Source organism: Flagellimonas flava, from assembly GCF_050617915.1.
GTDB classification, from domain to species: domain Bacteria; phylum Bacteroidota; class Bacteroidia; order Flavobacteriales; family Flavobacteriaceae; genus Flagellimonas; species Flagellimonas flava_A.
Genome location: NZ_JBODQE010000010.1, coordinates 1 through 19343, shown reverse-complemented (window position 1 = coordinate 19343; position 19343 = coordinate 1). Strand labels below are relative to the sequence as shown.

Genomic DNA, 19343 nt, shown 5'->3' with positions numbered 1-19343 from the left:
ATAAATAGAAAAGCGCAACGAATGAAAAGGCAAGTCCGAATCTGCTGTTTTGTAGCCCTGTTGATGGGTGTCTTATCCACATCCGCACAGCAAGACCCGCAGTTCACCCAATATATGTACAACACGCTCAACGTGAATCCAGCCTATGCAGGCTCCAGGGGACATTTGACCGCCTTGTTGCTACATCGTTCGCAATGGGTAGGGGTAAATGGTGCTCCAACCACCCAGGTTTTGGCCGTGGATGGGCCTATGGGGAACAATGTGGGACTTGGATTGGTACTTTCACATGATGCCTTGGGCCCCGCTTCCGAGGTTTTTGTGGATGCCAATTTTTCCTATACGATTAAACTGGATGATAAGGATAAACAACTTTCGTTTGGATTAAAAGGAGGAGGAAGGATGTTCAATGTGGATTTCTCCAAAGGATTGGTTGAAAATCCCGATGTGGCATTTCAGAACAACATTAAAAACAAGTTTTTCCCAACCGTAGGTGCTGGGATTTATTATCACAATAAAAAGAGTTATTTAGGTTTGGCTGTACCCAATTTCTTTGCCCAAGATCACTATGATGGTGAAGAACAGGAAATAGCGGCCGAACGCTTACATTATTATCTGATAGGAGGTAAGATTATGGATCTTACCCCTGATATCAAGTTCAAACCGGCCTTCTTTGTAAAGTGGGTTCCTGGAGCTCCCGTCATAGCGGATATTTCTGCCAATGCCATGCTTATGGAAACCTTCACGGCAGGCTTGGCATACCGCTGGGACGATTCCTTTTCAGCTTTATTGGGATTGCAAATATCTCCTGACCTAAGCATGGGTTATTCCTATGATCTGACCACTTCTGATTTGAGAAGTTACACGAGTGGAACTCACGAAGTCTTTCTTCGGTATGAGTTCAAGACCGTGGAAAAACGCCTAAAATCCCCTAGATTTTATTAGATGATGAGTATTAAAACCAACATATCCGTTCTTTTTTTATTGGTGGGCGGTTGCTTGCACGCTCAACTAAAGTATAACGACGCCGACATCAATTTTGATAATTTGCTGTATGTAAAAGCAGCCAAACAATACGAAACCCTGGTTAGGAAAGGTGAGGACTCCCAACGGGTACTACAACGTTTGGGAGATGCCTATTTCTACAATACCGATATGGAAAATGCCGTAAAATGGTACGGAGTGTTGTTTTCCAAATACGAAAAGGTTCTGGAGCCAGAATACGCCTTTAAATATGTACATGCCCTCAAAGGGGTTGGAAACTATAAAATGGCCAAGGGCATCATGAAAATTTATACCGAGAAATTGGATGTATCCAAATTTCAGGTGGCGCAAATGCAAAATAATGATGAGGCCTTGGATGAATTGTTGAACAGACAGCCACAATACTACGTAAGCAACTTGGGAATAAATACGCCCGTAGCCGATTTTGGCCCCATGTACTACAAGGATAAGATTGTGTTTTCTTCCAGCCGTGATTCCTTGCGGTTTGAGACTCGGGTATATGAATGGAACCGACAGCCGTATCTGGACTTTTTTATGGCGGATACCACGGGGTCAGGTTCAGATTTGGCCAATGTGAGGTCCTTTTCTTCCATTTTGAATACCCGTTACCATGAAGCAGCCGCTACTTTTATTCCCGAAGGGAATGTGATTTATTTCACCCGAAACAACTACACCCATCAAACTTTGGGAAGGGACGGTGAAGGTACCAACCACCTGAAAATATATACCTCCGAATTAAGGGGAGGGGAATGGACGGAAGCCGAGGAAGTACCCTTCAACAGCGAGGATTATTCGGTTGGGCAACCCGCCCTAAGTCCGGACGGCCGTAAGCTGTACTTTGTTTCCGATATGCCGGGAAGCATTGGGGAAACGGACATATTTGTGGTTGATGTTTTGCAGAATGGCGGATTTTCCGAACCTAGAAACTTGGGCCCAACGATCAATACAAGCGGGAGGGAAATGTTCCCTTTTGTAACCGAAGGGAAGCTCTACTTTGCCTCCGACGGCCATTTGGGTCTTGGTGGCCTGGATGTATTTGAAAGCGAATGGGGCAGTGCTGGATTCGAAACTCCAAATAATCTTGGCAGGCCGTTGAACAGCAATCGCGACGACTTCGGATATATTGTGAAGGAAACCACCCAACGCGGTTATTTTTCTTCCAATAGAGAAGGGGGCAAGGGAGATGATGATATCTATTCGTTCCAACGTATGGAAGAAACCTGCGAGCAGACCGTAAAAGGTAGTGTCATTCGAAAATCCAATGCCCAGCCCATAGTAAATGTAGTGGTGGAATTGCTGGATGCCGAAGGAAATTCCTTGGGAAGAACGGCCACAGACCCTTATGGTTCCTTTGAGTTTGAAAATGTGCTGGAGTGCGAAGCAGGGTATGAAATCAAAATCAGCAAGCAAGGCTTTTTACCCAATGATGCCACTTTTAGTACCACTAAACAAAAGGACTTTGTAAACGATGTGCCCTTGGAAATTACCAAAGAGCTCAACAAGTTGATTGTTCGTGAGAACGGGGTGCTCAAGATCAAGATTGACAATATTTATTTTGATTTGAACAAAGCGGAAATTCGTGAGGATGCCTCTCAGGAATTAAATAAGATTGTGGAAGTGATGAAGGAATATCCCAAAATGGTCATTAAAATTGAGGCGCACACGGATTCTAGGGGAAGCGACCGCTATAACGAACAGCTTTCAGATAAACGGGCCAAGTCAACTGGAAACTATATAGTTTCACAGGGCATTGAGGCCAACCGGATTGAAAGTGCCATAGGATATGGAGAAAAACAGCTGCTCAATCAATGCAGCAATGGCGTAAGATGCAGCAATGAGGAACATGATGTGAACCGTAGATCGGAATTTATTATTGTAAACCTAAATTAACCCAACCATCAATAAACACTACCCTAAAACCTTCAACTTAAGTTGAAGGTTTTTTTATTTAAATAAGGATTGGTGCAACCCTTGAAATTTTGATCTGTCTTTGGGTTAGATGAATAAGGATTATTTTTAGCCGTCATTGAATAATCGTCCAGGATTTTTGGAAGCAAACGTACGTTTTACGCACCAGGCATTGGTGGAACAGAGCAAGGCAGGAGATCGGAACGCCCAATATCAATTGTATGGGCTGTACGTAGATGCCATGTTCAATGTAGCCATGCGCTTGTTGACCATCAGGGAAGATGCTGAGGACGTATTGCAGGAAAGTTTTGTGGAAGCTTTCAGAAAAATGGACACGTTTAGGTTTGAAAGCACTTTTGGTGCCTGGTTGAAACGCATTGTGATCAATAGGAGTATCAACCATCTCAAATCCAAGCGCTTGTTGTTGTCATCTCTGGAAAATGAAGGGGAACCACTTGAAGAGGATGAATTCCAAGAGGTGGACCAATTGGAGATTGATAAGGTGAAAACAGGACTAAGTCAGTTGCCGGAAGGGTATCGGCAAATAATAACTCTTTATCTCATCGAAGGTTATGATCATGTGGAAATTGGAGAAATATTGGGGATATCCACCTCAACCTCCAAATCACAATACCATAGGGCAAAAAAGAAATTGATTCAAATTGTAAATGAACTGTGATGGACAATTTTGAAAAGTATATCAAGGAAAACAAAGAGGCGTTCAATGTCCACAAAGTGGACAAGGACAAATTGTGGCAAGGTATTGCCGGCGCCTTGGACGAAAAAGAAACTCCAAAGGTCATTCCGTTGTGGAAATCTGGCAAATTCAGGATAGCGGCATCCGTTGTCTTTTTGGTTGGCCTGTCATTAGTTGCCTTCCTTATGCTGGGCAATCCCAATGCGCAGGAAATTGATGGCTATGCCAGCGAGGAGCTTTTTGAAATAGACCTGCACTATAAAAATCTGGTGTATCAGCAGGTGCAATTGGTCAAAAACCATCCAAAACTATCCGCTGAGGACAAAGATGAGTTTCTATCCTTTATGGATGAACTGGACGAGGAATACGAACAGCTGAAACTGGAAATGAAGAACAACCTGGACAATGAGCGGGTTTTGGAAGCCATTGTCAACAACTATAAAAAGCGCATTGAACTGATTGAGAATTTGCTGAAACAAATCAATGCATCTAAAAATGAAATGGATTATGAAGGGTATATTTTATAAACATATTGTACTTACCGCTTTTTGCTGTTTAATTGCTGCTGGGGCAACAGCTCAAAGTGAGCGGACTAAGGCCTGGTCAAAAAGTTATGACCTTCCGGCTACGGGATCGGTTCAGATTGAGAACAAATACGGCAATGTGGTGGTCAATGGCTGGGATCAAGAGGAGTTAAAAGTGTCTATAGACATCAAGGTGGTACACCGAAAGGATGAGAATGCCAAGAAGTTGATAGACCGAATCCAGCCCAAGGTGACCCAGGCCGGGGATTTTATTCGCATTACCTCAGAAATTGTGGATAGGAGCTCCAGTCTGTTCAGTAGATATTTCAACAAAGCCAATCCCTTCGACTTTGATAAATCCAATATTCAAATTGATTTTGAGATATACATGCCCCAGAACGCAGAACTGAACGTGATCAACAAGTTTGGGGATTTGGTGATCGGAGCTTGGCATGGCGATTTGGATGCCAACGTACAGCATGGGGATATCTGGGTAAATGATGGGATATCCACGGCCAAAATTGACATGAAATTTGGCAAGCTCAATTTAGGGGAGATAGATTATGGAAGCATTAAAATGAGCAATGGGGCCATAGATGTTGAAAATGGGCAAAAACTAAAAATAATCAGTAGCGGGAGCGATCTTAATTTGGACAATGTCTCAAACCTTGAACTGTATTCCAGCAAAGATGAGGTGATACTTGAAGCTATTGGAACGCTCCGGGGCGATTTCAAATTCTCCAATGTGGATATTGCCAGTGTGGATTCGGAAATGTTCTTGACCCTTAGAATAGCGGAGGTGGAAGTCCGTAAGATTCTTTCGCCAAGTCCGGAAATTGACATTGTACAGGAATCTTCAGAGATAAAATTGGACGTATCCGGACTTTCCTTTGACTTTAGGGCCACTTTGGAACAAGGTTTGTTGCGTGTTCCCAAGACATTCACCAACATAAAGACCAATGTGACCAATGCCGGGAAGAAAACCAGGGAGATCACTGCCAAATATGGCTCAGGGACTGCTGGGGACTTTACCATCAACGGAATTAAAGGCGCCATAGTGATCACCGATTAAGACCATCAATTCAACAATCAAAAAATAATTCAAAAAAAAATCAAAAAACATGCAACCTTCCAAAAAAAGCATTGTCCTTAAAGAGACAACCATTACCAAAATCATGACTCAGCGAATATTGCTACTCGCATTCTTATTGGTAAGTTCTCTTTCTTGGGCACAAGATCAAGATGATGCCGATTACATTGAATTCAATGATCGCAAAAACGTGGTACATGGGGTCTACCTTGGTCTCACCACCTATTTCGGGGAAATAGACGGCAAGGACACTTATATAGGAGGAATTAAAGTGGCCTATGTGGCCAACAGAAAGTTTGAAGTAGGCTTTGTGGGCAATTTCCTGTATTCAGAACAAGACAATCCCAGAACGATCAATGAAGATCTGATTGCCGCCTATGGAGGCTTGCATATTGAGCCTATTCTATTCAGTGAATCCTTGGTTAATCTTTCATTTCCCGTGCTCATTGGAGCAGGTGGGGTAGGCTATTTTGGCAACAACTTTGATGACCCCATTGACGACCACATAGATGAGGATGAAATCGATGCAATTTTTGTGCTGGAACCGGGAATGAGCGTTTTGTTCAATGTATCCAGATATGTACAGTTGGAGGCGGGGATCAAATATCGCTTTTCCAACAAACTGGATTTGGATTTAAACCCCTTGGACAGGATCAACGGTTTTTCTGGAGGTGTTGGGGTCAAGATTGGGGTTTTCAATATGGGTAGAAATCGATACAAAAAACATTTGGACGATGAACAATAACAAATCAAAAAACGAACAGTCAATCAATCAAGGCTTGGTGGCCAAACACGTATTTTCCGAAAACGGATCGGTCTTTGTAAGGAGCTCCCAAAATCTGGAAAAGGATGAATGGTCGGTCATCAACTTCTTCTGGATGCCAGTTTTAAATCTGGAAAAGGAATTGCGTTAGAATCAACCCATTAAAATCATGAAAACACTAAAATTACGTATCTCCATTACCCTGGGGCTGGTTTTTGCATCCATATTTTTAGGTTTCGGGCAAGATTTAAGACAAACTGTAAAAGGAAGGGTAACGGACATTGTTACTGGAAGTCCCCTGATGGGTGCCACCATTGTACTTCTCAATGTGGAGCCGCAACTTGGGGTGGTGACCGATATGCAAGGTTTCTTTTCCATGGAGAATGTTCCCGTGGGGAGGCAATCTTTCAGTTGTAGTTATCTAGGTTATGAGGACGCATTGATTTCCGAAGTTTTGGTGGGATCCGCCAAGGAAATCAATTTAACCATAAGGCTCACGGAATCGTTGAACCAACTGGAAGAAGTAGTGATATCTGCCCGCAAAGATCAGATAAAACCCAACAACAAATTGGCCACGGTCAGTGCCCGTTCCTTTGGAGTGGAAGAGACCAAGCGCTTTCCAGCAAGTATCAGTGACCCAGGACGGATGGCCTTGTCCTTTGCCGGGGTTACCAATACAGATGATACCACCAATGAAATTGTGATTCGAGGGAATGCCCCCAACCAGTTGTTATGGAAGATTGAAGGGGTGGAAGTGCCAGAACCCAATCACTTTTCGGAGGAGGGGTATTCCCCAGGAGCGGTCAGCTTGCTGAGTACCAACATGCTGGGGAATTCCGATTTTTTCACTGGGGCGTTTCCAGCGGAATATGGCAATGCCACTTCCGGGGTTTTTGATATCCGATTGCGCAATGGGAATGCGGAGAACACAGAATATGCCTTTCAATTTGGAGTGTTGGGGACCGACTTGGCCATTGAGGGACCATTCTCCAAAAACTACAAAGGGTCCTACCTTGTCAATTATAGATATTCAACCCTTACCATCCTCAATAACATCATTGAAGTTTCCGAAGGGTCGGTGCCTACATTTCAAGACCTTTCCTTTAAGGTGAATTTGCCTTTGGGCGACAAAACCAATTTATCCGCATGGGGTATAGGCGGGGTAAGCGAGGACAACCAGGATAATGTGGAACAGGTGGTACCTGATGTTTTTGAAGACGAGCAATTCGATTCCAAAACCTATATGGGCGGAATCAACATTAAACATTTCTTTAGTCCCAACACCTCCTTGGATGGGGTGCTTTCCTACTCCGGGAATCGAAGTGATTATGATTTTTCAGTGGACAATAGAAACAACAATCGTTTTTTCAGGGAAAGGGATATTCTCAGGAACAGTGCCTTCAGATTGAGCGCTAACCTCAATCAAAAGTTTAACGCCAAGACCACCCTAAAAACCGGGATTGTATATAGTCGCTTGGATTATGATGTGCTTTCGGATGAAACAATTGATGCAGCAACAGAAACTTTGGTAAATGCAGATGGCAATGGCACCTTCCTGCAATTTTTCTCACAGGCCAAATACCGATTTACGGAAAAACTCTCAACTACCTTTGGTCTGCATGCCTCAACATTTTCCGTAAATGATGATTTTGTATTGGAACCCAGGGGCGGCTTTGAGTACCGAATTGCTCCCAAGCATACCCTTAGTGCAGGGTTTGGATTGCACTCCAGACGAATGCCGTTAAACCAGTATTTTATTGAGGTGGAGGATACACAGGGGAATGTTACCACCCCCAATAAAGAACTGGATTTGATGCGGGCCACACATTATGTGTTGGGTTATGACTGGAGAGTCATTAAAAATGGGCATTTAAAAGTGGAAGTGTATTATCAAGATTTAAATAAAGTGGCGGTTTCGGCCAATCCAAACAACACGGACTCTTTTTTAAACGGACAATTTATAAGTGCAGGATTGGTAGATTCAGGGAAGGCCAGAAACTACGGTTTGGAACTCACTTTGGAAAAATTCTTTTCCAACCAATATTATTTCTTGGTGACCAGTTCCCTTTTCGATTCCCAGTATCGTGCAGCTGACGGCAATTGGTACGACAGTCGTTACAATGCGCAATACACTTTTAATGTGGTTGGGGGCAAGGAATTCAAGGCAGGAAGAAACAGCAATAACATCTTTGGGGTAAATGCCAAATTGCTATGGAACGGGGGCAAAAGGGGAACCCCGGTGGACTTGGATTATTTTGACCAGACAGGTAACGTACGCATCCTTCAAGATCAAAGGAATACTTTGGAGTTTGACGACTACTGGAGACTGGACACCAGCTTCTCTTATCGGATAAACAGACCTAAAGTGGCGCACATCATTTCGTTGGACATTCAAAACCTGACCAACCGTCAGAATATTGACGAAATGTTTTTCAGTACGCGCACCCGGGCTATGGTTCCAGAGTATCAACTGGAGCTATTGCCGCTGCTGAATTACCGTATAGAATTTTAATCAAAAACGAACATTATGAGAACAATCAAAACAACTTTGCTAGCCATAGGTATGGCCAGTTTTATCAGCTCTTGTAGCTATGAAACCATTCGGGTTTCCGATGAAATATCAACTCGGGAATACGATTTTGACAACATTACGGCCCTCACCGTGGCCACCGACTTTAAGGCCTACGTGAATTTTTCAGAAACCGAGGAAGAGGTTCGGATAAAGGCCAATGACAATTTGTTTGGAAAAATAGATATCTACCAAGATGGTGGAAGACTTACGGTAAAACTCAAGAACAACATCAACATCAAGGGAAAGGAAACCTTACAACTTTTTATAACCACCACCCAAATCAGGGATTTTAGGGCATCTTCAGATGCAGCTATTTATTTGGACAGCCCGCTGGATGCACCAAATGTCTCTATTGATTTGAGTTCTGATGCCTATTTTGAAGGGGATATTACCACTGAAAGATTTGATTTTGAAGCCTCTTCGGACGCCAATGCAGATGTGTTTGTGGATGCGAATAGAGCCCATTTAAATCTTTCGTCCAGCGCAAAAATTGTTGGAGAGTTTCAGGTTAATGAAGTAAATGCCAGACTTTCTTCGGATAGCCATGTAGATTTGTTTGGAAATGTCGGGGATTTAGAGGCTACCCTAAGTTCTGACAGTAGATTTGAAGATTACGGCCTTGTCGTGGATGATCTTGAGATTTCCCTTTCGTCCGATAGTGATGCCTATCTCACCGTAAACAATACCATAGATGTGGAAGCCAATTCCGATAGCCGTTTGTTCTATAAAGGAGATGCCGAAATCATCCGTCAAGTGCTCTCCAGTGATGGTAGGGTGATAAAAAAGTAAGGTATTGATGAATGAGGGATTTGGTTTAGACATACCTTTGTAAGATAAAGTATAACAACCTGTCAACAAAGACTTGAACCATGGAACGGAATGAACTCTATCCCATTTTTTTAAAGGTAAACAACCTTAAGGTGCTCATAGTTGGTGGTGGTAATGTTGGTTTGGAAAAGCTTACATTCCTGCTAAAGTCAAGCCCCAATGCCCAAGTGCAAATGGTGGCACCTGAATTCTTGGATACCACACGACAGTTGGCAGAAAAACACCAGGTGAAACTGACCCAGGAAGCTTATGATGTAAAGTTCTTGAACGGCAAGCATATGGTTGTGGCCTGCACGGACAAGCCCGAGGTAAATGAGCAGGTATACCATGATTGCCGTGAACGGAGCATTTTGGTAAACGTGGCCGATAATCCGCCTTTCTGTGATTTTTATATGGGCGGAATTGTGACCAAGGGCAATGTAAAAGTGGCCATTTCCACCAACGGGAAATCCCCGACGACCGCTAAAAGACTCCGACAATTTTTTGAGGATGTGATTCCCGATAATATTGATGATTTGGTCAAAAATCTGAATACCTATAGGGACACCTTAAAAGGAGATTTTGAGCAAAAAGTGGAAGCCCTGAACGAATTCACCAAAGGCTTGGTAAAAAAATCTGGTGACGAAAATCCAGATTAAGTAAAAGCGGGCTATAGCTTTTTCAAAGCATCGATCAGCTCATCTTTTTTTCTTGGGGACAAACTCACATGCATATCGTTGCTCATGATGATATAACCCCCATCTGCCTTGATGTACTTTTTTACTTCCCTCAGGTTGATTACAAAACTATTGTGTACCCTCATAAACTGATGCTCGGCCAAAAGATGCTCATACTCCTTTAGGTGTTTGCTCACCATGAGCTTGCTTTTGTTTTTCAAAATAAAGGAGGTATACGATCCATCGGCTTTACAGAGGACAATGTCCTCGATCTTTATAAACTCCATGCCAATAGTGGTAGCCAAACAAATTTTTTCCTGCCGATAGGTTTCTTTAGACAGGTTTTGCATCAAGGTGTCTATTTGTTCCCTGTACACGTTGGTATCCATACGGTTTCTGGCTTTTTCAACTGCCTGCTTCAGCTCGTCCAGATCAATGGGTTTTAGCAAATAGTCCAAAGAGCTGAATTTTATGGCTTTGATAGCATACTTTTCAAAAGCGGTGGTAAATATCACTTCAAAGTTGGGGTCTTTGATTTGGTTGAGTACATCAAAACCCTGCCCGGTCTGAAGCTCTATATCCAAAAAGACCACATCCGGACTTACTACGGACAGTACCTTCACTGCTTCAGAAACATTACTGGCTGTGGCAATGACCTTTACATCCTTGCAAAACTCCTCCAGCATGGCTTTAAGGGTTTCTCTACTTTTCTTTTCGTCTTCTACAATTACAACTTTTAGGATCATACTGCTGTTTTTAATGCGTCAAAAATTCGTATTACCACCTTGGTCCCTGAGGGATGGCCTTTAGAGTCAAATTTGTCTGTGATTTCTACGGAGTTCCTGCCCAGTTCTGACTGGCCCAAAAGCTCCAACCTTTTGCCGGTAATTTCCATGCCCCTGGATTTCTTTTCCCTCTTGGAATAGGTACTTGTCCGCTGGGCAGCTGCTCTTCCAACCCCATTATCTTCGATGCTACAAATTATGTTGTTTTTTTCTCTTTCAAAACTAATTGTGAGTAACTTTTCATCCTTTTCCTTGGGTAAAAGGCCGTGCAAAATGGCGTTTTCCACATAGGGCTGTACCAAGAGCAAGGGAATTTCCACATTGTTGGTGTCCAAATCCTCATCCACATGTATTTCGTACTTAAAAACCCCTTCAAAACGGAGCGATTCCAGTTCCAGATAGGACTTTAGCAATTCAATTTCTTTCCGCAAAACAGATTGGGTCTCTATAGAACTCTCAAGCACATTTCGGGTGAGTTTTCCAAATTTGGAAAGATACTTTAAGGCCATCACCCTATCGTTGTTCAGGATAAGGTGTTGGATGGAATTGAGGGAATTGAAAATAAAATGAGGATTCATTTGCGCACGTAAAGCACTCACCTCTTTGATGGAAACTTCATTCTGAAGCACAATCTTTTCTTCAAATTCTTGCTTGATCTTATAGGCCAATCCCAGGGTAAAGACCAAAATCTCTAAAATGGAACCGACAATCATATAAAAGCGGTTGTCCAGGAACAAATAGGCCAGTGCTCCGGACATATAAAGGAAAGAGCCGGCTACCACAAAGTAGGCAAGCTTGTCCTTGGCTTTATAAATCAAATAAATCATGGCCAAAAGCCCCCAAATTGTCATTAAAAGACGTTGAAAACTGAGCACATCCATATGCAAGGGGTAGTATCCTTTTAGGAAAACATAGCCGTCAACCACAAATATTCCTACCAAAAGGGAGACTATCACCACTATGGATTTATGTAAAATGGGGTACTCTTTCTTAGTGTTCAGGTAGTAGACCACAAAACAGACATAGAAAAGATTGATCAGCACCTGACAGATGCTTGTAAGCCAATGACCCAGAAATGTACTGGTAATTCTTGCGGCCTCCGCACTGTTGATATAGGGGTAGGTCAAATAGGTGACCGAGGTAATAATGTACAGGGCATAGAACAGGAATTGCAGTTTACGGGTATACAAGAAAATGGCAAAAAATGCAAGGAACAGGATTAGGCAAGCTCCTAGATACAGATAGTCATTGGAAAGGATTTGTACGTCTTGCTTGGTGTAATAATGGGTGTAATACTTATTGGAGGCATCTGATAAATATCCCAGTTTCCAGTTGCGAATGTTGGAGTAATAATTAAATATGCAGGTTCTTAGATAGAGGTACCTGCCATTAATAAGATTGTCCTTGGTAAAGGATACCCCCGGATGGTACAACATGGAACTGAAGTCTTCAGACATATTAAAGGTGCCAAAGGTGGCTTGCGAAACGGAGTCCAGATCTTGATAGAAAAGATCGGCATAGCCAAAGGTGGGTGTTCGCAACCGCCAAAGCGTTTCTGTGGATAGGGTGTCTACTTCGTCCTTAAAATCCACCTGAATCCAAAAGGACTCATCCGGCCCCATAAATTTACCGATCTCATCGGGGGTTTTAAACAATCCATCCGTGGCTAAAATGGAGTCAATATCCACTGAAAAGTTATAATCCTTGAATACCTTGTACGAAAGCGGTTTTACTTTTCTTTCTTCAAAGATTTGGGTTTGGAGCTGGTTGGGAACAAGAAGCAAAAAAAGGAGCCCACTTACCAAAAACTTATAACAAGCAGGAAACGCGGGATTGCATATGATTCCAATACGGAATCTTAACGGTTTTCTTTTTTGGGTTGGTCTGGTTTCCACGAACTTTTAGAATTGCCCACCTTCACGGAGCTTTTGTGATGGTTAAAAAGCTCTTACAAGAGACGGTAAAACGGTTTTGCACTTCAATCACGGGAAGAAATTGGAGATTATCCCCAGTTTTTCTAAGGTTTTTGTACAATCAATACACAAGATAAACCATAAAAAACAATTATTTATCTGCAATAACTGAAAATTGGGGCAAGAATTTGAACACATAATGTTATAGGGATGTAAGCACATTTATTGGGCAGCCAATGGTACTTGTGGAAAAAGATAAGGTTGATTTTGATAAAGAAGCATGCAGATTAATGGGTTATGTTCGAATGCAAACAGCTAATGGCCTTTGGGAGAAGAAAATGGTAGATACCATATTTTAAACTCACCACGTTCCTTTGATAAAACGACCAAAACGCAGCATAACCCCATACCCGTGCTTAGCAATGTTCTATCTGGTACTTGTGGTGAGTTTGTTAACCATTCTACTATAATGTGGACTAAAAGTAGGGGAGGCTGGCCATTTTTAGTGCCCGGATTTGACGCATGCCCGTTTTGAATTGACCAATGGCCCTTTTGCATCCATGGATTTTGAAATTGCTAAAATCTGCCGCCAAACCGGCTTGGAAAAAACCGCCTTGGCACCCAATTCCCGATACACAAATCTGGAATGCCAAAGCGGTCATAAAAAAACCTGCAGCCATGGGTAACTACAGGTTTCTGGTTAGCAGCCCTAGCGGGCTAAGGGAAATCTTAATTTTTAGCGGCCATAAAACGGTATAGCGGTGCCATTTTTTCTTCATAGCTCATACTGTCCCAATCTTGCTCTTTGGTGTCGGCAACAGCAGCCTTAGTTGTTTGGCTGGGTTCTATTTTCTCGGTTTCGATGACCAATAGGGGGCGTAGGTCTTCAACTGGGTTTTCACTTGAAAAGAACTCTACGAATGTGCCATTGTTCGAAGGTGGGCCTGATAAACGAATTCTTATGCCGTTATTCGTAGCGGATTGGCAAATCCAATTTTCCACAACGCTTCTTGGTAAGTGAATTGGAAACCATCCCGGATCAGAACTCGATAATGATAATTGTGCGCCAAATTTTACGGAGTAAGAATCATTCGAAAAAGGACCAGCCCAGGAGGAACTTTCAGCTCCTTTCGCTGCCCATGGAGTTTCTCCAAAAGCATTGTCCCATGTAACACTGGATTCATCAAAAGAAGGGTCATTTTCATTATAAAAGCCAATATTAAAGTATAAAGGATATACATCACTTATGGATGTTGAAATGTATAAGTAAAGTATGGCTTGGTTCATATAAAATGAATCTGCACAATTTTGACCTTCTTCCACCAATAGACTATTAATTTCATCAGAAATACCATCAAATTTCATTACGGTATATTCGGTTTCAACTCCATACTGGATCGCAGAGAGGCTACTATTGGTTTCTCCTCCTTCTTTAATAGAAGCATCCTGTGTCCCATCATACCCCTTAAATCCATCTTGGAAATAAAAGTCCACATTGGGTTTGTCTTTTCCGTCTTCTCCATCTTCACCGTTGGTTCCGTTCGTACCATTGGTTCCGTTTGTGCCATTCGTACCTGGACTTCCATCTGCGCCATCTTCTGCAGAACAACCAATAAACACTAGGGCCATAATGGCACAGCCCAACATACATAATTTACTTAATTTCATTTTACTCTTTTTTTAATGGGTTATTAAGGCCTCAAAATTAGTGGTGGCTCCCTCCTTTTTTTTCTCCCAATTGATCGTTACCCCATATGAATTGACGGTTGCCCCTTTTGGGTTCACCAATGCCCAAAACGGGCCTTTTTTAAGATGCTGCAGAAGAGAGCTGCGTTTTAGGAGCTGCAACCAGCCCTTTTGTTGTGCGGAGTGGCTGATCAATATTTGTCATGGGGTTAAAATGGGCCAGCACTTCCTCAAACTGGGAAAGGTTGATCTTGGCCTTTTTTAGTTCTTTGTACACCTGTACTTTATAGGAATCCTGATCATGATCCAGGGCACCAACATGCCTGGGCTTTATGATCAAAATTTTAAGCTGGTTGGCATGCCAGGCGGGCACATGAAAGTTGGAAACACTGTCCTTTAGGCATTTAAAAGTGAGGTAAACCTTGCCCGTATTTTTGTAAACGTTGGCCGTGTAGCCCAAAGCTTCATTGTTCAGGGGCATTTTAAGATGGGATTCCTCTGTTTCAAGATAAAAAAGAATAGGGTTGTTGCAGAGGACTTCTTCGGTAATCTGGGGCACATCCAGGGAAATGGACCAACTGGGCAGCTGCCCCCGCAGATCAAAGGATAACAGCTCTACCATATTATTGGCTTTGACGACACTGCTCTTCTTGGATTTTTGCAAGAGAACCATGGATCGGTGATAGAGGTAAATGGGATATCCCACAATTACGGAAGCACAGAAAAGTGCCCAGAGGATGGTTAAATTATGCATAGGTGCAGGTTTAGGTTAAAACTTGGAACGTGATTAACTATAGGCAAGTAACCATTTTCTAGGGTGGGATGGGGGGTACAATGTACCAACACCCCATATCAATTGACGGATGCGGTTTCATCGATAAAATGCAGGTTTATGGGATGAATGGCAGGGCAAAAGACCCAAATCAGCCACCCACCTTGGGGTTTTCCATGCCTTCCAGGCTGCCCAGCTCGTCCACTACTTTGTCCACATCATAATTTGCAATCCGCCGGCAACTGTAATTCCGCTTTATGTCGTTTATATAGGTGTGTATTTCCAGGGTGTAGTAATTTTCCAACTCAAATACCGGGTCGTTGGCCATGGGAAAGCGTTCGTCCACGGCATGCTTGCCATACGATCGGGCGCTATAAACTATTTTAAACCCGTTTTCCTGGGCATCGGTCCATTCAATGGTCACTTCTATAAAATTGTCCATTCTTTCTTTTAGTTTGTAGGTTGCCCTTCTTGGGATATTGCCATATTCAAATTCGGATTTGACAAGATCTAAAATCCATTTTTCAAGAAAATTCTCCTTCATTTTTCAATTGATTTAGGTGTTCTGATTTTCCCCGCAGGGATTTTTGTTGGAGGTTGGGGGTGTTCCCATTTGGTGATTTCTATACAGGGGGACATGGAACCGATGGTTCCAAAGTGGTTCTGGGGAACATGGGGTTGGGAAGGTCGAAAGAAGTACTTGGGTTAGGGGGTAGGAAGTACGTAGGTTAGGTCCGTGTACAGATTTGGGTGTGCTTTTAGTCTACTTCATTTAAGTATTTTTTAAAAAAGTTCATGGTATCCTCTCTTGCCTCTTCACTTTGTTTGAGGCCGTCATCGTCAAAACCGTGTCCAACGTCTTTATAAATCTTGGTTTCCACGGGAAAGCCTTTGGCTTTTAATAGTTCGTATAGGCAAATGGTATTCTCTGCCAGATAACCGTCTTCTGCAATGTTGTGCCGTAATGGGGCATAGGGGCCATAAATAATCTCGTCCATGGCATCATCACTACAGGGATCACCGCCCCAATACCCATGGGCCACTGAACCTCCATAATAGATGACTCCGGCGGCGAAACCTCCATCTTCTGGTTTATTTGCTGGCGCCCTTACTCCAGAAGAGGTATCGTAATCCTTGCCGTCAAAACTTTGGGTCCATTTCCAGTCCTTAGGGGTCAAGGAGGTATCATAGAGGGTTGCGGCCACGGCATTGCCTCCATGGGAGAATCCAAGAATGCCAGCGTCTTTGCCTCTAACCACCTTGCTGCCATCGGGATTGTGCAATCCCCGGAGCATTTCCAGAGTGGCATAGGCATCACGGGGGCGTACAAATTCCCCGCTAATTCTGAAAGCATAGGGAGGGTCTTTGTACTTGCCCTTTCTTTCAGGGGTGCCTCTAGGGACATAACTGCCAACTAAGGCACATACAAAACCATTTTGCGTGAGGATTTGGCACCATTCCTCAAATTGTCTTGAGGGTTCCCCGGTATTGGGATCATCATCTTTCCATAAACCTCCGGATCCGTGCATGACCACTACTGCGGGCATGGGTTCAGCCGATTCGGGAATGGATAAAATCACGGGAACCTGATCGTTGTCCACATTTACATAAACAATGGTATCCCTGGTATTGGCGGAAACTTGGATTTCCTTGTTTTGCCCGGGAACGTCATCCTTATTGCAGGAACATAAATGGACAATGGCAATCAATGGAGCCAGTAACTTTAAAAGATTGGAATGTTTTGTTTTCATTTTCATTGTTTAATAAGTGCATGTGCAATTTGAAATTCCTTGCATTAGATCCACCCCAACTGTAAGCTGATGTGTCCCATAGGAATATCCGATAATCTTGTTCATAATGATTTGAGTGGAATACCCAAAGTAAAAATCGCCGGTTTTAAACCCAACCATTGGTGCTATGTATAAAGGTTTCCCTAATTGATCGTTTAAAAATCGAGCTGTTAGTCCTGCACTTAGAAAATCCCCAGGGAACCCATGCCATCTGAACATAATGTTCGTATCGGTCATAGAGCGTTTGTCGCTCTCGAAGTATTGTAGAAAAATAGAAGGTTCCACCTCAAAGGAATCTCGTCTGTGCCTTCTAAAACTATAACCGGAATAGAGGTAGTAGTTTCTTAAGATGTTTGGTTCGTATAAGGAATTGAAGGCCTCAAAATCCTTGTTCAAGAGATTGGATGCGTTCATGCTCAGATAAAACCGTTCTTTTCTATATAAAAAACCTAGATCAAAGTTGGGATTGCTGGAAGCTTTGTCTCCCACAATGGCCAAATCGTCGTTCGGGTCAAAATTCTCAATATGGATACGGAACTGGTTCAGATTAAAGGAAAACGCAAGTGATAGAAATTGGTCTTTATGCCTATCAAGGGTCAAGTGATGGGCAAAGGAAACCTTGCCCCCACGTTGTTGGGTCTCTCCGTTGGAGTCATTATAAAGGATCATCCCAATACCCGATCGGTTTCCTAGCCGAACATCAGCCGAGAGGGATTGGGTATTGGGTGCATCTTTGATTCCCACCCACTGCGAAAGTCCATTGGCCCTAACCTTAACCAGGTTTCCTATACCAGCATAGGCAGGAGACATCAAAAAAGGACTGTCAGATAGATATTGAGACAGTTGGGGAATGGTTAATTCTTGACTTCTTGCTTCTAGAAATGGGAAGGCCAATAATATAAGTAGGGTTATTTTTTTCATTCTTGCTTTTTATCGGTAGAGGGTAAAGTGCCCCACCTTTTCCTGTTCGTTCAACACTTTTATATTCAAAATTTGAGCGACGTACCAATAGTCTCCTGAAGGAAGTTCACTTTTGGTTTGGAGATATTTTCCATCCCAACGGGTAAAACCGTCTATAGTTTCCAATAATCTTCCATTTCTGTCATGGATGAATATTCGTATTTCCCTAAGGATTTCGGGGTCGATTTCATGGGTATTGTTTAGCCCCCAAGTATCATTGTTCCCATCTCCATTTGGAGTGAAAAAATTTGGAAGTTCCAAATCAACAAAATCGACAATGGTAATGTTGTCGATAGCTTCACAACCATTACTGTCTACTACCCTTACCGTGAAGTTTCCACTTGAAGTTATTTCAAATACATTTTCTGATGAACCAGAATTGCTTTCAAAGAAATAGGTATAGGGCGGGCTGCCTCCAACTACATGTGCCACGATTTGATTAAGGTTGGTCATGGTCAAATTCAAACCTATTGGATTTACTTCTTCATTATCAAATGGCACTATTTGCGAGCAACCGCTTGAATGGAGTATGGAAATAAAATGGCTTCCAGAACTTACATTTTGAAACTGAGGGTTTGATGTATAGTCTTGAGGATGGGTTGAATCAAGTGCAAATAATACTTCTGAGGATACTTGACCATCTTCAAGAATCACTTCAATTACGTAATTCCCTGTTCCATCATTACAGTTAAATGCAGACTTTATTTCTGCATTCAGATTGGGGCTATTGGCTTGAATTTCAAAAACCTCTTGAATTTCACAACCGTTGCTATCCCAAATCTGAAGATTATGCGTTCCTGAAGATAATCCAGTTAGATTGATTTGGTTATTTGGAAAAATCTTATCTTCTGAAGTGTTTAGGTTAATCGCATATGGTGCAGTTCCAGTTTCGATGGTTATGTGGATTATCCCATCATTAGCCCCTAGGCATGTTTCGTTTTCCACTACAATTTGTACGCTCAATAATTGGTTGACGGTTATGGTCTGTTGGACGTTTATGGAGTTGTTGGCCGCATCGGTCACGGAGTAGGTACGCGTTATGGTCTCGGGGTTTGAGAGCCCGTCGGAGACATCCGAGACGAATGTCACTGTCGGCGCTCCGCAGTTGTCGGCCTCGTCGGTGACCACGCTTGTGTCGGGCAGGGGCACATCACCTGTGCACTGAACGTTCATGGGGGCGGGATCGGAGGCGGTCGGTGCCGTTATATCGTTAACTGTTATAGTCTGTTGGACATTGATGGAATTCCCTGCCCCATCGGTGACGGAGTAGGTGCGCGTTATGGTCTCGGGGTTTGAGAGCCCGTCGGAGACGTCCGAGATGAACGCGACCGTTGGCACCCCGCAGTTGTCGGCCTCGTCGGTAACGACAAGGATATCAGGCAGGGGCACATCACCTG

The 19343-nt window shown here is 42.9% G+C and carries 19 protein-coding genes; 10 read left to right on the top strand and 9 right to left on the bottom strand.

The window, feature by feature from the left end:
- The first annotated feature begins 21 nt into the window (after window positions 1–21).
- The 10 genes from ACRHOZ_RS18430 to ACRHOZ_RS18385 all read left to right on the top strand — a co-directional run bounded on the left by ACRHOZ_RS18430 (window position 22) and on the right by ACRHOZ_RS18385 (window position 10022).
- Complete coding sequence (locus ACRHOZ_RS18430; protein WP_431128858.1) at window positions 22–942, top strand: PorP/SprF family type IX secretion system membrane protein; 921 nt, start codon at window positions 22–24, stop codon at window positions 940–942.
- Window positions 943–2892 carry an OmpA family protein gene (locus ACRHOZ_RS18425; RefSeq protein ID WP_431128855.1) on the top strand — a complete coding sequence of 650 codons (1950 nt, stop codon included), beginning with the start codon at window positions 943–945 and terminating at the stop codon, window positions 2890–2892.
- A 157-nt stretch (window positions 2893–3049) separates the two neighbouring features.
- Entirely contained in the window at window positions 3050–3589 is a 540-nt protein-coding gene (locus tag ACRHOZ_RS18420; RefSeq protein ID WP_420401870.1) for an RNA polymerase sigma factor, read from the top strand.
- Window positions 3589–4134 (top strand): hypothetical protein, encoded by a 546-nt coding sequence (locus ACRHOZ_RS18415; RefSeq protein ID WP_431128852.1) that lies wholly within the window; start codon window positions 3589–3591, stop codon window positions 4132–4134. Before ACRHOZ_RS18420 ends, ACRHOZ_RS18415 begins: the two co-directional genes overlap by 1 nt.
- On the top strand, window positions 4115–5203 hold the full coding sequence (locus ACRHOZ_RS18410) for a hypothetical protein (RefSeq protein WP_431128849.1): 1089 nt from the start codon (window positions 4115–4117) through the stop codon (window positions 5201–5203). The genes ACRHOZ_RS18415 and ACRHOZ_RS18410 overlap by 20 nt, the downstream gene beginning before the upstream one ends.
- A 49-nt stretch (window positions 5204–5252) precedes the next feature.
- Window positions 5253–5966, top strand: a complete 714-nt coding sequence (locus tag ACRHOZ_RS18405; protein WP_431128846.1) for a hypothetical protein — start codon at window positions 5253–5255, stop codon at window positions 5964–5966.
- The gene (locus ACRHOZ_RS18400; protein WP_420401874.1) at window positions 5956–6135 is read left to right on the top strand and encodes a hypothetical protein; all 180 of its coding nucleotides are present in this window, start codon (window positions 5956–5958) and stop codon (window positions 6133–6135) included. The genes ACRHOZ_RS18405 and ACRHOZ_RS18400 overlap by 11 nt, the downstream gene beginning before the upstream one ends.
- Before the next feature lie 18 nt (window positions 6136–6153).
- Window positions 6154–8496, top strand: coding sequence for a TonB-dependent receptor (locus tag ACRHOZ_RS18395; protein ID WP_431128843.1), 2343 nt, complete (start codon window positions 6154–6156; stop codon window positions 8494–8496).
- A 15-nt stretch (window positions 8497–8511) separates the two neighbouring features.
- Entirely contained in the window at window positions 8512–9345 is an 834-nt protein-coding gene (locus ACRHOZ_RS18390; protein ID WP_431128840.1) for a GIN domain-containing protein, read from the top strand.
- An 80-nt stretch (window positions 9346–9425) separates the two neighbouring features.
- Entirely contained in the window at window positions 9426–10022 is a 597-nt protein-coding gene (locus ACRHOZ_RS18385) for a precorrin-2 dehydrogenase/sirohydrochlorin ferrochelatase family protein (protein WP_431128837.1), read from the top strand.
- 11 nt (window positions 10023–10033) lie between these two features.
- Here ACRHOZ_RS18385 and ACRHOZ_RS18380 read toward each other — a convergent pair whose 3' ends face one another.
- The 9 genes from ACRHOZ_RS18380 to ACRHOZ_RS18340 all read right to left on the bottom strand — a co-directional run.
- Window positions 10034–10786 carry a LytR/AlgR family response regulator transcription factor gene (locus tag ACRHOZ_RS18380; protein WP_431128834.1) on the bottom strand — a complete coding sequence of 251 codons (753 nt, stop codon included), beginning with the start codon at window positions 10784–10786 and terminating at the stop codon, window positions 10034–10036.
- Window positions 10783–12720, bottom strand: coding sequence for a sensor histidine kinase (locus tag ACRHOZ_RS18375; protein ID WP_431128831.1), 1938 nt, complete (start codon window positions 12718–12720; stop codon window positions 10783–10785). Before ACRHOZ_RS18375 ends, ACRHOZ_RS18380 begins: the two co-directional genes overlap by 4 nt.
- Before the next feature lie 494 nt (window positions 12721–13214).
- Window positions 13215–13418, bottom strand: a complete 204-nt coding sequence (locus tag ACRHOZ_RS18370; RefSeq protein WP_431128828.1) for a hypothetical protein — start codon at window positions 13416–13418, stop codon at window positions 13215–13217.
- A gap of 49 nt (window positions 13419–13467) precedes the next feature.
- Window positions 13468–14406: a DNRLRE domain-containing protein gene (locus tag ACRHOZ_RS18365; RefSeq protein ID WP_431128825.1), complete on the bottom strand. Its 939-nt coding sequence runs from the start codon at window positions 14404–14406 to the stop codon at window positions 13468–13470.
- A 139-nt stretch (window positions 14407–14545) separates the two neighbouring features.
- Window positions 14546–15178 carry a hypothetical protein gene (locus ACRHOZ_RS18360; protein WP_431128822.1) on the bottom strand — a complete coding sequence of 211 codons (633 nt, stop codon included), beginning with the start codon at window positions 15176–15178 and terminating at the stop codon, window positions 14546–14548.
- Between the two features lie 169 nt (window positions 15179–15347).
- A complete protein-coding gene (locus ACRHOZ_RS18355; protein ID WP_431128819.1) occupies window positions 15348–15740 on the bottom strand; it encodes a hypothetical protein in 393 nt (130 codons plus the stop codon).
- Window positions 15741–15954: 214 nt separating this feature from the next.
- Window positions 15955–16947 carry a dienelactone hydrolase family protein gene (locus ACRHOZ_RS18350; RefSeq protein WP_431128816.1) on the bottom strand — a complete coding sequence of 331 codons (993 nt, stop codon included), beginning with the start codon at window positions 16945–16947 and terminating at the stop codon, window positions 15955–15957.
- A 9-nt stretch (window positions 16948–16956) separates the two neighbouring features.
- The gene (locus tag ACRHOZ_RS18345; RefSeq protein WP_431128813.1) at window positions 16957–17907 is read right to left on the bottom strand and encodes a PorP/SprF family type IX secretion system membrane protein; all 951 of its coding nucleotides are present in this window, start codon (window positions 17905–17907) and stop codon (window positions 16957–16959) included.
- 9 nt (window positions 17908–17916) lie between these two features.
- A partial coding sequence (locus tag ACRHOZ_RS18340) for a T9SS type B sorting domain-containing protein (RefSeq protein WP_431128809.1) occupies window positions 17917–19343 on the bottom strand: 1427 nt, incomplete at its 5' end.